The 12,981-nt window shown below is 70.9% G+C and carries 11 protein-coding genes; 3 read left to right on the forward strand and 8 right to left on the reverse strand.

The features are described 5' to 3' along the window. Positions 1–78: 78 nt before the first annotated feature. Together AB0M30_RS35045 and AB0M30_RS35050 are read left to right on the forward strand one after the other, a co-directional pair. The gene (locus tag AB0M30_RS35045; protein WP_364592940.1) at positions 79–861 is read left to right on the forward strand and encodes a methyltransferase domain-containing protein; all 783 of its coding nucleotides are present in this window, start codon (positions 79–81) and stop codon (positions 859–861) included. Then, positions 858–1,775: an alpha/beta hydrolase gene (locus AB0M30_RS35050; protein ID WP_364592943.1), complete on the forward strand. Its 918-nt coding sequence runs from the start codon at positions 858–860 to the stop codon at positions 1,773–1,775. Before AB0M30_RS35045 ends, AB0M30_RS35050 begins: the two co-directional genes overlap by 4 nt. Here AB0M30_RS35050 and AB0M30_RS35055 read toward each other — a convergent pair. From AB0M30_RS35055 to AB0M30_RS35075, 5 genes are all read right to left on the reverse strand, one after another. Continuing rightward, the gene (locus AB0M30_RS35055) at positions 1,761–3,497 is read right to left on the reverse strand and encodes a choline/carnitine O-acyltransferase (protein WP_364592946.1); all 1,737 of its coding nucleotides are present in this window, start codon (positions 3,495–3,497) and stop codon (positions 1,761–1,763) included. The genes AB0M30_RS35050 and AB0M30_RS35055 overlap by 15 nt on opposite strands. Continuing rightward, positions 3,494–4,318, reverse strand: a complete 825-nt coding sequence (locus AB0M30_RS35060) for a class I SAM-dependent methyltransferase (RefSeq protein ID WP_364592949.1) — start codon at positions 4,316–4,318, stop codon at positions 3,494–3,496. The genes AB0M30_RS35055 and AB0M30_RS35060 overlap by 4 nt, the downstream gene beginning before the upstream one ends. A gap of 16 nt (positions 4,319–4,334) precedes the next feature. Then, positions 4,335–5,189: an arpA protein gene (locus tag AB0M30_RS35065; RefSeq protein ID WP_364592952.1), complete on the reverse strand. Its 855-nt coding sequence runs from the start codon at positions 5,187–5,189 to the stop codon at positions 4,335–4,337. An 89-nt stretch (positions 5,190–5,278) separates the two neighbouring features. Then, complete coding sequence (locus tag AB0M30_RS35070; RefSeq protein WP_364592955.1) at positions 5,279–5,809, reverse strand: DUF4232 domain-containing protein; 531 nt, start codon at positions 5,807–5,809, stop codon at positions 5,279–5,281. 43 nt (positions 5,810–5,852) lie between these two features. Continuing rightward, on the reverse strand, positions 5,853–8,450 hold the full coding sequence (locus AB0M30_RS35075; RefSeq protein ID WP_364592958.1) for a bifunctional FO biosynthesis protein CofGH: 2,598 nt from the start codon (positions 8,448–8,450) through the stop codon (positions 5,853–5,855). A gap of 153 nt (positions 8,451–8,603) precedes the next feature. Between AB0M30_RS35075 and AB0M30_RS35080 the strand changes: the two genes are divergently transcribed. Beyond that, a complete protein-coding gene (locus AB0M30_RS35080; protein WP_364592960.1) occupies positions 8,604–10,166 on the forward strand; it encodes a transposase in 1,563 nt (520 codons plus the stop codon). Here the strand turns inward: AB0M30_RS35080 and AB0M30_RS35085 are convergent. From AB0M30_RS35085 to AB0M30_RS35095, 3 genes are all read right to left on the reverse strand, one after another. Beyond that, positions 10,145–10,861, reverse strand: a complete 717-nt coding sequence (locus AB0M30_RS35085; protein ID WP_364592963.1) for a heparin lyase I family protein — start codon at positions 10,859–10,861, stop codon at positions 10,145–10,147. The genes AB0M30_RS35080 and AB0M30_RS35085 overlap by 22 nt on opposite strands. A 73-nt stretch (positions 10,862–10,934) precedes the next feature. After that, on the reverse strand, positions 10,935–11,696 hold the full coding sequence (locus AB0M30_RS35090; RefSeq protein ID WP_364592966.1) for an SDR family oxidoreductase: 762 nt from the start codon (positions 11,694–11,696) through the stop codon (positions 10,935–10,937). Then, on the reverse strand, positions 11,693–12,481 hold the full coding sequence (locus tag AB0M30_RS35095; RefSeq protein WP_364592969.1) for an alpha/beta fold hydrolase: 789 nt from the start codon (positions 12,479–12,481) through the stop codon (positions 11,693–11,695). The genes AB0M30_RS35090 and AB0M30_RS35095 overlap by 4 nt, the downstream gene beginning before the upstream one ends. Positions 12,482–12,981 lie beyond the last annotated feature (500 nt).

Below are 12,981 nucleotides of genomic sequence, written 5' to 3' on the forward strand. Positions count from 1 at the left end.
TGCGCCGGATGCCCGACGCTCGCTTACACCCCGCGGAGCAACGACCGGGCAGCCGCGTTCCGCTGCTAGTTTCTGGACATGAGCCAGCGACGTGCGGACGGGAGCGCCGGGGACGCCGACTACGGCGCCATCGGCGGGGTCTACACCGACTACCGCAAGCCGGATCCCCGGATCGGCCGGTACATCGCCGACGCACTGGGTGACGCGCGGACCGTGCTGAACGTCGGCGCGGGCGCCGGCGCGTACGAACCGGAAGACCGCGAAGTGACCGCGGTCGAGCCGTCGGCCTCGATGCGGGCGCAGCGTCCGGCGGGCCTGCCGCCGGCGGTCGACGCCGTCGCCGAGAAGCTCCCGTTCCCGGACCGGGCGTTCGAGGGCGCGATGAGCACGTTCAGCGTGCACCAGTGGAACGACCTGTGGGCCGGCCTCAAGGAGATGCGCCGCGTCACGCGCGGCCCGATCGCCATCCTCACCTGCGACCCGGAACTGCTGCGCCGCTTCTGGCTGCTCGACTACGCGCCCGAAGTGATCGAAACCGAGGCCGGGCGCTACCCGTCGGTCGACGACATCGCCGACGGCCTCGGCGGGCGCACCTCGGTGGTCGGCGTGCCCATCCCGATCGACTGCACCGACGGCTTCAACGAGGCCTACTACGCCCGCCCCGAACGCCTCCTCGACCCGGGCGCGCGGCTGTCGTGCTCGGCGTGGAGCTTCGTCGACGATCGCGTGCACCACCGCTTCGCCGCGGAACTGCGGCACGACCTCGACGACGGCACGTGGGAACGCCGCTACGGCAAGCTCCGCGAGCAGCCGGCGTTCGAGGGCTCGCTCGTCCTCGTCGTCTCGGACCCCACGGCGTGAAACCGCCGTCGTTCGACCCGGAGCTGGCCGCGGTCGTCGACGAGCTGCGCGCCGGCCGGACCCCGCTGGTGACGCTCGACGACATCCCCGCGCGGCGCGAACTCGTCGCGGCCGACTTCCGGACCGTCGCGGAGCTGGCGGCCGCCCACCCCGGGTTCACCTTCCGCGAGGAGCGCGCCGGTGCCGTGCCGCTGCTGGTCGTCACGCCGGCGGACCGGGCCCCGGCCGGCGTCCTCTACCACGTGCACGGCGGCGGGCTGATCGTCGGCAGCCACCTCGGCCCGGACGTCCCCAGCCTGCTGGGCTGGGCCGGGGAACTCGGCCTCGCCATCGTCTCGCCCGGGTACCGGCTGGCGCCGGAACACCCGTACCCGGCGGCCGTCGAGGACTGCTACGCCGGTCTACTGTGGACGGCCGAGCACCTGGGCACCCCGGTGATCGGCGGCATCAGCGCGGGCGGCGGCCTGGCCGCCGCGACGACCCTGCTGGCCCGCGACCGCGGCGGCCCGCTCCCGATCGGGCAGCTGCTGATCTGCCCGATGCTCGACGACCGCAACGACTCGGCGTCGGCTGTCGACCTCGACGGCCGCGGCCTGTGGGACCGGACGGCCAACCACGTCGGCTGGACGGCGTACCTGGGTGATCGCCGCGCCGTCCCGGCCTACGCCGCACCGGCCCGCGCCGAGGACCTTTCCGGCCTGCCGCCGGCGTTCCTGGACGTCGGCACGGCCGAGACGTTCCGCGACGAGGTCGTCGCCTACGCGAGCCGGATCTGGCAGGCGGGCGGCGATGCCGAGCTGCACGTCTGGCCGGGCGGCTTCCACGGCTTCGACGCCATGGTGCCCGAGGCGGCGCTCAGCCGGGCGGCCGTCGCCGCCCGGCTGACCTGGTTGCGGCGCCTACTGGGCCAGTAGCTCCTGCAGCTCGGCGACCGCCTTCGTGAGTTCGCCGGCGAAGCGGTCCATCTCCGCCGAGACGTGCTTCGGCGTGCTCAGGTAGATGTTCCAGCGGTCCGGCAGCAGCACGTAGGCGATGCCGATGCACTGCGGGCTGGTCGAGCCGAAGCCGAAGTACTGGATGTGGACCGACGGCGCCGAGCTGGTGCTCAGGTAGTCGTCGCGCATCTTCAGCCAGCCCGGCGAGGTGTAGAGGGCCGGGGTTTCGGTGTCGCCACCGCGTTTGCCGATCAGCTGCAGCTCCCACAGGTGCTGCTCCGGCGCGTCCCCGGCCTGGCACTCCTTCGCGCGGGCAACGTGCTTCGCCGCCGCGGCCCGGAACGCTTCGCGCTTCTCTTCCGCGGAGGCGCCGGAGGTCAAGACGTCGGCGAAGCGCACGACCTCGGGCGTGACGACCCGCATGGCCTCGGTCCGGCCGTTCTGGAACTGCCGGGTCGCGATCGACTCGTAGGTCGCGCCGGTCAGGCCCTTCGCGCGGCGGTGCGCCAGCTGGTACGCCATCTGCGCGAAGGCGTCCGGGGACATCCCCAGCTCCTTCGCCCGGTTCGCCCCGAAGTCGAACGACACGGTCGCCGTCGCCGTCGCGTCCGCGTAGGCCTCGAAGGCTTCCCGGGCGGCGCGGGCGTCTTCGCGGAGGGCGTCGGTCAGCGCGAACTCGACGACGTCGTAGCCGGGGACGCCGTCCGCCGGTTCGCGCTCCTCGCGCGAACCGCTCAACAGCGCATCGGTGAAGCCGAGGATCGTCGTGCCGTCGAGTTCGCAGTGCTCGACGTTGATCCCCGCGGTGCCGTCTTCGAACACGATCAGCGACACGGCCTTGTCGTACCAGCGGTTGTCGCCGTAGAGCAGCCGGTCGCCCGCTTCGAGCGCGTCCGCCGGCGTGAAGTCGTCCAGGCACACGCAGAACAACGCGGTCTCGATGGTTTCCAGCGCGCCGGCGTTGCCCGCTTCGAGCAGCGCGGCCCGCGAAGCGGCCCACTCCGCGCGCGCCTTCGTCGTGAGGGGCCCGGCCGGGACGTCGGTGACGTGGTCGTCCTTGAGGATCGCGCGCAGGCTGTCGGCCAGCTGCGCCGGCGAGTAGGGGCGGCCGTCTTCGGTGAGGACGTCCAGCCGGAACGGCGTGCCCTTCACGAACACGACGATGTGCCGCTCGGGCGACGGGAACCGCGTGCGCGAGGTGTCGAGCAGCTCGCCCGGGATCCGCGTCGCCGAGAACAGGTACTGGTGCTGCACCATCGACTGCGGCGTGCCGCGCAGGAGCACCGGCGGCACCAGCTGGCCGTCGAGCTTGAGCTTGTAGTCCACCGCGGACGCGGTCAGCTCGGCCGCGCGCTCCACCTGGCCGAGCGGGGAATCCTGGAACAGGAAGAAGAAGTTGGCGTTGAGCGCGATCCGGTCGCGGCGGCCGAGGTAGCGGTACGGCCAGAACGTGTCGAGCCAGCTGCGCACGCCGGGCGAGCGGTCGTACTCCTCGAGCCGGGCCTGCAGCGCCGGCCCGGGACCCGCCAGGAACTCCGCGACCGCCGCTTCGGTCTCCGCCAGCTCCTCCGGTGTCAGCAGCGGAGCGCACCACTCGAGGAAGCGGCGGCCACTGTCTTCCAGGGTGGGGACGGGGACGCGGGGGAGCCGGTCCTCGTTGCCGAAGGTGTGGGTGGACCATTCCGGACTGCTCACGGTCATCCTTCTACGTCGGGGAGTTCTGGGTTGGGAAGTTCGAGTTCGGGCAAGCCCGTAGGTCGGGAAACATACAACCGCGCGTAGAGCCACCCGTCGGACTCCAGCCCGGTGGGGTCGACCCCGGCCGCGCTCAGCGTGTCCAGGATCTGTGCCTGCTCTTCGGCGGAGGCGAACTGCCGCTGCCGGAAGACACCTTCGACGCTCGCCGTCTCGTACCCCAGTTCGGCGAGGCTCTCGGCGATCGGCTCGTAGGAGAACATCCGCAGCACGAAGTGGGCCATCCACGGCCGGGCGGCGCGCGCGACCCGGGCGAGGGTCTTCTCGGTGACGTACCCGACGCAGCCGGTGGAGATGACGAGGTCGACGTCGTCCAGGAGCTTCTGCTGGGTGCTGTCGGGGTCGTCGCGTTCGAGGTCCGCGTGGATCGCTTCGTCGAGGAAGCCGGCGGAAAGCGCGTACTCGAGGGCCGGGGCCGAGTTGTCGAGTCCGTGGAACCGCGGGCCGCCGGGGTGGACGCGCTGCCGGTCGGCCTCGACCAGCGCCGCGTGGTCCAGCGCGCGCACGGCCGGGTCGGTGTAGTGGGCGTAGAGGTCGTCCATCGTCGCGGCGCAGCGCTGCAGGGCGGCGTTGACGCCGTACGAGCAGCCGATGTCGAGGACGGTGGGGCGCTCGGCGGGGTGGGCGGCGATCAACTTCGCGAAGTACGGTTTCGCCAGCTGGGGGATGCCGTAGTCCACGCGGCGCAGCGTGCCGAAGAACGGGCGCGGGTCGGGTGCGGTGTAGATGTGGTCGAACGAGATCTTGCCGGTCGAGTCGAAAGGCACAGGCCAGGCTCCTGATCTAGTCGAGCAGTTCGTCACCCCGGACGGTGCGTCCGGCGAGGTGGGCGGGCAGCACGCGGCCGAACAGCTGCCGGGTCCGCTCCGCGCTGCCGATCACCCCCGGGCGCTCGCTGTAGGCGAAGATCGCCGAGTGACGGGCGACCCCGCCCTTCACCGTACTGACCCGGTGCAACGCGAAGCGGCCCTTGAAGAGCTGGAGATCGCCCGGCCGGAGAGCGAGCCGCCGGACCGGCCGGGTGTCGCCGGCCAGCACCGAGCGCACGGCGGGGAAGTTCTCGTCCGCGGCGGACCGGATACCGGGGCAGTACTCGAAGGTCCCGCCGTCGTCCGCCGCCTGCGTCAGCATGCTGACGGTGTGGGTGTTCGTGTCGAAGTGCCACGGGTGCGCGCGGCCGGGCGCGATCACGTTGAGCGTCAGCCCGGACAGCGGGTCGGCCAGCTCGTGCAGCTCCGGCAGCCCGAAGCAGTCCGCGACGAACCGCCGGAACAACGGGCTGGTGTAGAGCCGGCTGATGATCGACGACGGCGGGATGCGGTCGCGCGCGACGAAGGCGTTGCCGCGTTCCATGATCACCCGGCCGGGGTGGTCTCCGGGCAGCGGCTCGTCGATCGCGGTGTTGTAGGCGTTGACCTTTTCGATCTTCGTGTAGGCGTGCGGTTCGAGCGCCGCGCACTCTTCGCGCAACAGGTCGTGCAGCTCGGGGCGGATGAAGTCGGCGAGCACGCTGCAGCCGGCCTCGGCCAGCTCGGCGCGGGTGCGGCCGACCGTCTCCCGCCACGCGGAGCGGTCCGGATCGGTGAGCGGGTAGCGGTCGGTGTCGACCATTTCCAGTGGCGCTACGGAGGTGCTCATCGTCGAGGTCCCTTCCGGCGGTGAAGGAACAGAGGTAGCACAAAAGGCCGCTGGTCAACCGTCGGTTTGTGAGCGGTGACACACGGTCGTCAGTTACCGATCCTGCTGGCCCACGCGCTGAGCTTGACGGTGTCGGTGGTGCCGAGGTCGGTCTCCAGGGGCTGCTTCTGCGCGGGTTCGCCCGGAACGGGAACCACCGAGATCGCGGCGCCGGTGTGCTGGTCGCCGCTGGTGACGGTCGCCGACCAGGCGAGCACCGACAGCGCCTTCTCACCCGGCTGGAGAGTCAGGTCCTGCGGGCCCGGATCGGGCGCGAAGTAGGAAGTCTCGTGCAGGACCTGGACGTCGAGCGGCGCGCCGTCGCCCGCCAGGATCTTCAAGTCCGGGTAGCCGGTGACCTTGCGTGGCGCGGAGTCCCGGTTGGTCAGCGTCAGCACGCTGGCGCGGTGCCCGAGCCCGGCTTCGACCTGACCGACCGAAAGGGACAGCCCGCTCGACGGCGGCGGCCCGTACGTCGGGCTCGGTGTCGTCGTGGGCACCGGCGCGGGTGGTGGCGGCGGAGTGCTGCACCCCGCGAGAAGCGCGACGACGAGAAGTGGTGCGAAACGAGAAACCCCCATGCGGGGAAGGGTAGCGGGCGCCCTTGAGGGCGCCCGCCCCACCTCACGGCGTCAGGAGCGGCAGCAGCGGCTTGCGCACTTGCGTCGCAACACCGTCCGAAGCTTCCGCCGCCGCGAGCCGTTCGGCCGACGGCCGTCCGTAACCCGTGGTGCGCTGGACCAGCGGGCGGCCGAGCGGCTCGACCATCGCGCGCATGTCGCTGATCGTCTTGTACGACCCGTGCGACGCGCCCGCCATCCGGCTGATCGTCTCCTCCATCAGCGTGCCGCCGATGTCGTTGACGCCGCCCTGCAGCACCGCCCGGCTGCCTTCGGTGCCGAGCTTCACCCAGGAGCTCTGGATGTTGTCGATCATGCCGTGCAGCAGCAGCCGGGACAGGGCGTGCACCGCCCGGTTCTCGTTCTGCGTCGCGCCCGGGCGGGCCAGGCCGGCCAGGTAGATCGGCGAGCTCTGGTGGATGAACGGCAGCAGCACGAATTCGCTGAACCCGCGTCGCCCGTGCTTCTCCAGGCCTTCCCGCTGCAGCCGCGCGAGCAGCTTGAGGTGCGCGACCCAGTGCGCCGGGGTGTCGACGTGGCCGTACATCATCGTGGACGTCGTCGGCAGCCCGACCTCGTGCGCGGTCGTGACGACCTTGATCCACTCCGACGTCGGCAGCTTGCCCTTGGTGAGCACCCAGCGGACGTCGTCGTCGAGGATCTCCGCGGCCGTGCCCGGCAGCGAGTCGACACCGGCTTCCTTGGCCTTGATCAGCCAGTCCTTCAGCGACAGGTTGGTCCGCGAAGCGCCGTTCACGACCTCCATCGGGCTGTAGGAGTGCAGGTGGATCTCCGGCTGACGGCGCTTGACCTCGGCCGCGAGGTCGAAGTACGCGGTGCCCGGCAGGTCCGGGTGGATGCCGCCCTGCATGCAGATTTCGGTCGCGCCCGCGGCCCACGCCTCGTCGACGCGATCGCCGACCTGCTCCAGCGAGAGCGTGTACGCGTCGGCGTCGGTGCGACGCTGCGCGAAGGCGCAGAAGCGGCAACCCGTGTAGCAGACGTTCGTGAAGTTGATGTTCCGCGTGACGACGAAGGTGACGTCGTCGCCGACCGTCTCGCGCCGCAGGTCGTCGGCGAGCTTCGTGAACGCGTCCAGCTCCTTGCCCTCGGCGGACAGGAGGGCCAGCGCGGCGTCGTCGGAGAGCCCGGCGGGATCCTTTTCCGCGCTGCGCAAGGCTTCCAGGACGGTCGAGTCGAACTTCTGCGGCCCGGTCTTGATCCGGTCGCCGATCTCCTTCCAGTCCCCGTACACGGAGTCGAAGTCGCTGCGGCGGTCCTCGGTGCGGCCGCTGGTGTCGATCTCGGTGTGCAGGTCGGTGCGGCCGGACTCCTGCCAGCCGCCGTCCGGCTCCTGCCACGGGATGCCGACCGGCAGCGCGTCTTCGCGGGCCATCCCGGTGTCGTAGTCGACGAGCGCGGCGACGTGCCGCGTGATCCGCGGGTCCAGCCACGGCTCGCCGGCCTTGACGTACTCCGGGTAGATGGTGAGCCGTTCCTTGAGCTCGAACCCGGCCTTCTCGGTGCGGCGGGCGAGCTCGTCGATCTGCGGCCAGGCGCGTTCCGGGTTGACGTGGTCCGGGGTCAGCGGCGAGACGCCGCCCCAGTCGTCGATGCCGGCGCGGATCATCAGGTCGTACTGGTTGCCGATCAGGTTCGGCGGCGCCTGGATGCGCATCTTCGGGCCGAGCACGAGCCGCGCGACGGCGATGTTCGCGGCGAGCTCTTCGAGGTCGGCGTCCGGCGTCGCGCGCATCTTCGTGTCCGGCTTGGCCCGGAAGTTCTGCACGATGACTTCCTGGATGCCGCCGTAGGTCTTGGCGACCTTGCGGATCTCGAACAGCGCGTCGGCGCGCTCTTCGAACGTCTCGCCGATGCCGATCAGCACCCCGGTGGTGAACGGGACGCTGCTGCGCCCGGCGTCCTCGAGCACCCGGAGCCTGACCGCGGGGTCCTTGTCCGGGGACCCGTAGTGCGGCCCGCCCTTCTCGCTCCACAGCCGGGTCGCGGTGGTCTCGAGCATCATGCCCATCGACGGCGCGACCGGCTTGAGCCGCTGGAAGTCCTGCCAGGTCAGCACGCCGGGGTTGAGGTGCGGCAGCAGGCCGGTCTCCTCCAGCACCCGGATCGCCATCGCGCGGACGTAGGAGAGCGTGTCGTCGTAGCCGTGCGCGTCCAGCCACTCGCGGGCGGCCGTCCAGCGGTCCTCGGGCCGGTCGCCGAGCGTGAAGAGGGCTTCCTTGCAGCCCATCTCGGCACCCTTGCGGGCGATGTCGAGGACCTCGTCGGGGGACAGGAACGGCGATTCGAGCCGGCCGGGCACGGTGACGAACGTGCAGTAGCCGCAGCGATCGCGGCAGAGCCGGGTCAGCGGGATGAACACCTTCTTGCTGTAGGTGATGACGCCGGCGCGCCCGGCCTCGGCCAGACCCGCGTCGCGGATGCGCGAGGCGTACTCGGACAGCTGGGTGAGGTCGTCACCGCGAGCGTGCAGCAGGACGCTCGCTTCGGCTACGTCGAGTGTCTTCCCGTCACGCGCCCGGGCGAGCGCGCGGCGCATCGCGGAGGCGGTCGGGGCGGTGGCGTCGGGTTCGGGTCCCATTCCACCCACGCTAGGACCGTCCTCGCGGGACCAGCCAGGGTGTGTTCCGCACCTCGGGTGGCTCCGGGGCGCGGGTGATTGTCGTCGCAGGTCAGCGGGTTCGCGTGGTTGTCGATCAGCGCCCGGGCGTGTATTACCTAAAGGGTGGCATCGGTGGTCGGGAAGAAGATCGGCGGACGGACCTACTACTACCTCGCGGAGTCCGCCCGCGTGGACGGCAAGCCGCGGGTGGTGACCCAGCGTTACCTCGGCACGGCCGACGAGATCGCGCGCGCCGTCCCGGGCGGCGAACCCGCCTCGGCGTCGTACCGGACGTACGGCGACGTCGCCGCGGTGTGGGCGACGCTGTCCCGGCTGGACTTCGTCGCCCGCGTCGACGACGTCGTGCGCGCGAAGCCGTCACTGGGGCTCACCCTCGCCGTCGCGGTGCTGCACCGCGCGACCGCTCCGGAGACGCCGATCGGCTCGTGGTGGGAGGCGAGCGCGGCCGCGGACCTCGTCCGGCCCCGGCTGTCCACAGTGGATGGCCTGTGGCGGGCCCTGGAACGGCTCACCCCCGAACGCATCGCCGGCATCGAGGAAACCGTCGCCGCCGCCGTGCTGGCGGTGCTCGAGGACCACGCGGCGCTCGCCGTCGACGTCCCGCAGTTCGCGGCCTTCGCCCCGGCGGACTGCACGCTGCCGTCGGCCTGCCGGGGCGTGCTCGCCGGAGCGGGCCTGCGGGTGACCCGCGACGGCGCGATCCCCCTGGCGTCCCGGCTGTACCGGCGCGACGACGGCACGGCGCCGACGTTCGCCTCGGTCATGGCGGGGCTGGGTCCGGCCACGCTGGTCTTCCACGCGGGGCAGGCGGCCCAGCTGGACCTGGGCTCGCGCAGCGGCTTCGTCGGGTCACTGCCGCTGACCGACCACCCGGAGCTGCTGACCCAGCCCGCGTCGGCACGCAAGCGCGTCGATCCCGAGCGGTTCGCCGGCCTCACCGCGCTCGACACGCACGCGGTCGTCGACGGCGTCCGGCGGCGGGTGATCCTGACCCACTCGGCGACGCTGCACGCGGCGCAGTCCCGCGCGTTCGCCGACGAGCTGGCCACCGCGACCCGCGAGCTCGACGGGCTCGCGGAGGCCCTGGCGGCGGGCACCCACCGCGGCGACCGGGCCCAGGTCCACGCCGAGATCGGCCGGGTGACCCGCGGCCGCCGCATCGAGCGCGTGCTCACCGCCGTCCTGAGCGGGAACCGGCCCGGCGAGATCCGGGTGGAGCGCCGGATCGACACCGCCGCACTGGCCCGGCTGGACGACGAGTTCTTCGGCAAGCAAGTGCTGGTCACCGACCGGGACTGGCCCATCGGCGACGTGGTCACCGCCTACCGGGCCCGCACCCACCTCGAATCGACGTTCCGCTGGCTGACCGGGCCCGCCGTCACCGGCCCGACCCCGCGCTGGGAGTGGACGCGCCAGCGGATCGCGGCGCACGGCCTGGTCTCGGTGCTCGCCGCGACCGTCACCCACTTGATGCGGCGCGAGGCCGACCGGGCGGGGATGAACCTGTCGGTGCGGGAGCTGCTGGACCAGCTGGCGGGCATCGGCGAGCTGGTGCTCCGGTACCCGTCGACCGGCGGGCGGCCGCGGGCGAAACGCCTGCTGACCGAGCTGGACCCGGGTCAGCAGGCGTTGTACGACCTCTTCGGACCGGGTCAGGCGATGACGTCCGCGTAGGTGCGCCCGAGCTTGGCGTGGTTCAGCAGGGCCGTCGCGTGGCCGTTGTTGCCGCCGGAGCGGTAGACGCCCCACTTGTGGTTGACGTGGTCGCCCCACAGCGTCGGGCCCGGGTAGCGGGTCTGGCCGTTCGAGAACGTCTGCTGCTTGCCGTTGACGTAGAACTCGCACCAGCCGTCGGTGCCCTTGGACACCTTGTAGCCGATGGCGAAGGAGTTCCAGGTGTCGACCGGGAAGGGGGCCGACCAGATGTGCTTGTTCGCGCCGCTCGGCCCGGTCAGCTGGAAGTACAGCTTGCCGTCGCCGAGCGTGCGCAGCACGAACGGCCCGGACTGGGCCTGCGAGCCGCTCTCCCCGGAGATGTGGAACTGGTAGACGGCGATCCACTTGCCCGCGTTGGGGTTCACGGTCCAGTTCGCCCGCCAGCCGAGGTACTGCACCTCGCCGAGTGTGCCGCTGCCGGGCCGGTAGACGCCGCCGTCCGGCAGCCGCAGGCCGCGGCTTTCGCAGCGTTCCTTGGTGCCGTCCGGGTTGTCCCAGGTCTCGTACCGGAAGCACTGGCCGTGGGTCGCGTCGTTGACCACGGTGATGCTGCCGGGTTCCTTCTCCAGCCCGTCGAAGACCGACGTGCCGCGCGCCGGGTCGCCGTCCCAGATGAGGCCGGCCAGAACCGTGCGCCGGGACAGGGATGCCATGGGTACCTCCGAAGTTCGGACGTGCTTTCGAACGACGGCGGTGACCCGATGCTGCCGGTCCCGGCGCGGGTGGTCAAGAGTTGTCGCGGAAGATCTGCAACGGGGAAAAACTTTGCACGACCGGCATCAGCTCGATGACGTTGATGTTCACGTGTGCCGGCTGGCTCGCGGCCCAGTGGACGGACTCGGCGACGTCGTCGGCGGTCAGCGGGGTGGTGCCCTCGTAGACCTTGTCGGCCTTGGCCTGGTCGCCGTCGAAGCGGACCTTCGAGAAGTCCGTGCCGCCGACCATGCCGGGCTCGATGTTGGTGACGCGCACGCCGGTGCCGTGCAGGTCGCTGCGCAGGTTGAGGCTGAACTGGTGGACGAACGCCTTGGTCGCGCCGTAGACGTTGCCGCCGGGGTAGGGGTAGGTGCCGGCGATCGAGCCGATGTTGATCACGTGCCCCCGGCCGCGCTCGACCATGCCCGGCAGCAGCGCGCGCGTGACGTGCGTGAGGCCGCGGACGTTGGTCGCGATCATCTCGTCCCAGTCCTGGAGGTCGGCCTTGTGCGCGGGCTCGAGGCCCTTGGCCAGGCCGGCGTTGTTGACCAGGACGTCGACGGCTTTCCAGTCGCCGGGGAGCGTGCCGATGGTGTTCTTGACTTCTTCCGGGTCGCTGACGTCGAGCTGCACCGGGAGGACGGCGTCGCCGAGCTCGCCGGCCAGCTTCTCGAGCTTGCCGGCGCTGCGGGCGACGGCGATCACGCGGGCGCCCTCGGCGGCGAACCGGCGCGCGATGGCGGCACCGAAGCCGGCGCTCGCGCCGGTCACGAACACGGTCTGCTGGGTCATGGGTGAACTCCGCTGTCGGTCAGGAAGGTGCTGAGTGCCTCGTCGAACTCGGTCTCGCGCTCCAGGTTAGGCAGGTGGCCCGCGCCCTCGATCACCACCAGGGTGGAAGCCCTGGTCGCCCGGTGGATGAGCTCGGCGTCGGCCACGGGGGTGAACTCGTCCTCGCTGCCGACGACGACCAGGGTGGGGACGTCGATGTCGCTCAGCCCCGGCGTGTAGTCGGGGCGCTCGGCGCGTCCCCTGAGCGCGGCCGCGGCTCCCTCTTGTGGGGCACTGCGCATCATCGTGCGGACGTGGTCTTCGACGTCCGGCCTGGTCGCGCGGGTCTGCTTCGAGATCATCTTGGGCAGGAGCTCCTCGGCGTAGCGCTCCATGCCTTCCGCGGTGATCCGGTCGGCGGTGTCGTAGCGGGCCTGCTTGGCCTCGGGGGTGTCGAGGCCGGCGAAGGTGTCGGCCAGGACGAGGGCACTTGCCCGGCCGGGGTGGTCTTCGACCAGCTGCATGACGATCTGGCCGCCCATGGAGAGGCCGCCGAGGACGAACCGGTCCAGCTCCAGGTGGTCGGCCAAGTCGACGAGGTCGCTCGCGAAGACGTCGAGGCCGGTCTTCGTGTCCTGGGTCTTCGATTGTCCGTAGCCGCGCAGGTCGGGGGTCACGACGCGGTAGCCGCTGCGCGCCAGGTGCTCGGCCTGGGGCCGCCACATCGAGCGGTCGAAGGGGTGGCCGTGGACGAGGAGGACCGGTCGTCCGTTCTTCGGACCGAGGTCGTCGTGCGCGAGTCTCATGCGGCCGACGCTAAGCGGAGCTTTGGCCCGGAGCAATACGGTGCAATGTAGTCGGAGCAATGTTCTTTCGGTGGCGCTCCCGGCCGGTTCGGGGCACACTGAGCCTCGGACGGGCTCCGTCATGGGGCCTGACCTGCGCTGATCTTGTTAAGGGACCCCCCTGTTTCGGGCCCTTTCGGGGCATGTAAAGTTCTCCAAGTCGCCAGGGAAACCGGGTGGCCACCGGGACACGAACCAAGCTCTCGCGGATCGCGATTGAGTGGGTGTCCCACCAAAAACTGCCAGGAATAACCCGCTTCGGGTGACGCTGGGCCTTGGGTCCGGGGTTGGTCGGGGTGTGTTGCTTGAGAACTCAACAGTGTGCTAGTGAACTAAGCCAGTAGAGCTTATGTATTGAACCTCGTATGAGGTTCCTTTGAGAGCATTAATTTGCCTCGATTAAACTGTTCATTGTTGGAGAGTTTGATCCTGGCTCAGGACGAACGCTGGCGGCGTGCTTA

Origin of the sequence: Amycolatopsis sp. NPDC051716, from assembly GCF_040681595.1 — a bacterium.
In the GTDB taxonomy this organism is placed as follows: Bacteria; Actinomycetota; Actinomycetes; order Mycobacteriales; family Pseudonocardiaceae; genus Amycolatopsis.

Bases quoted from the DNA above. Each gene is read 5' to 3' on its own strand.
- AB0M30_RS35045 (WP_364592940.1), top strand. From the start codon at position 79: ATGAGCCAGCGACGTGCGGACGGGAGCGCCGGGGACGCCGACTACGGC.
- AB0M30_RS35090 (WP_364592966.1), bottom strand. From the start codon at position 11,696: ATGACCCAGCAGACCGTGTTCGTGACCGGCGCGAGCGCCGGCTTCGGT.
- AB0M30_RS35095 (WP_364592969.1), bottom strand. From the start codon at position 12,481: ATGAGACTCGCGCACGACGACCTCGGTCCGAAGAACGGACGACCGGTC.
- AB0M30_RS35055 (WP_364592946.1), bottom strand. From the start codon at position 3,497: ATGACCGTGAGCAGTCCGGAATGGTCCACCCACACCTTCGGCAACGAG.
- AB0M30_RS35065 (WP_364592952.1), bottom strand. From the start codon at position 5,189: ATGAGCACCTCCGTAGCGCCACTGGAAATGGTCGACACCGACCGCTAC.
- AB0M30_RS35070 (WP_364592955.1), bottom strand. From the start codon at position 5,809: ATGGGGGTTTCTCGTTTCGCACCACTTCTCGTCGTCGCGCTTCTCGCG.
- AB0M30_RS35075 (WP_364592958.1), bottom strand. From the start codon at position 8,450: ATGGGACCCGAACCCGACGCCACCGCCCCGACCGCCTCCGCGATGCGC.
- AB0M30_RS35085 (WP_364592963.1), bottom strand. From the start codon at position 10,861: ATGGCATCCCTGTCCCGGCGCACGGTTCTGGCCGGCCTCATCTGGGAC.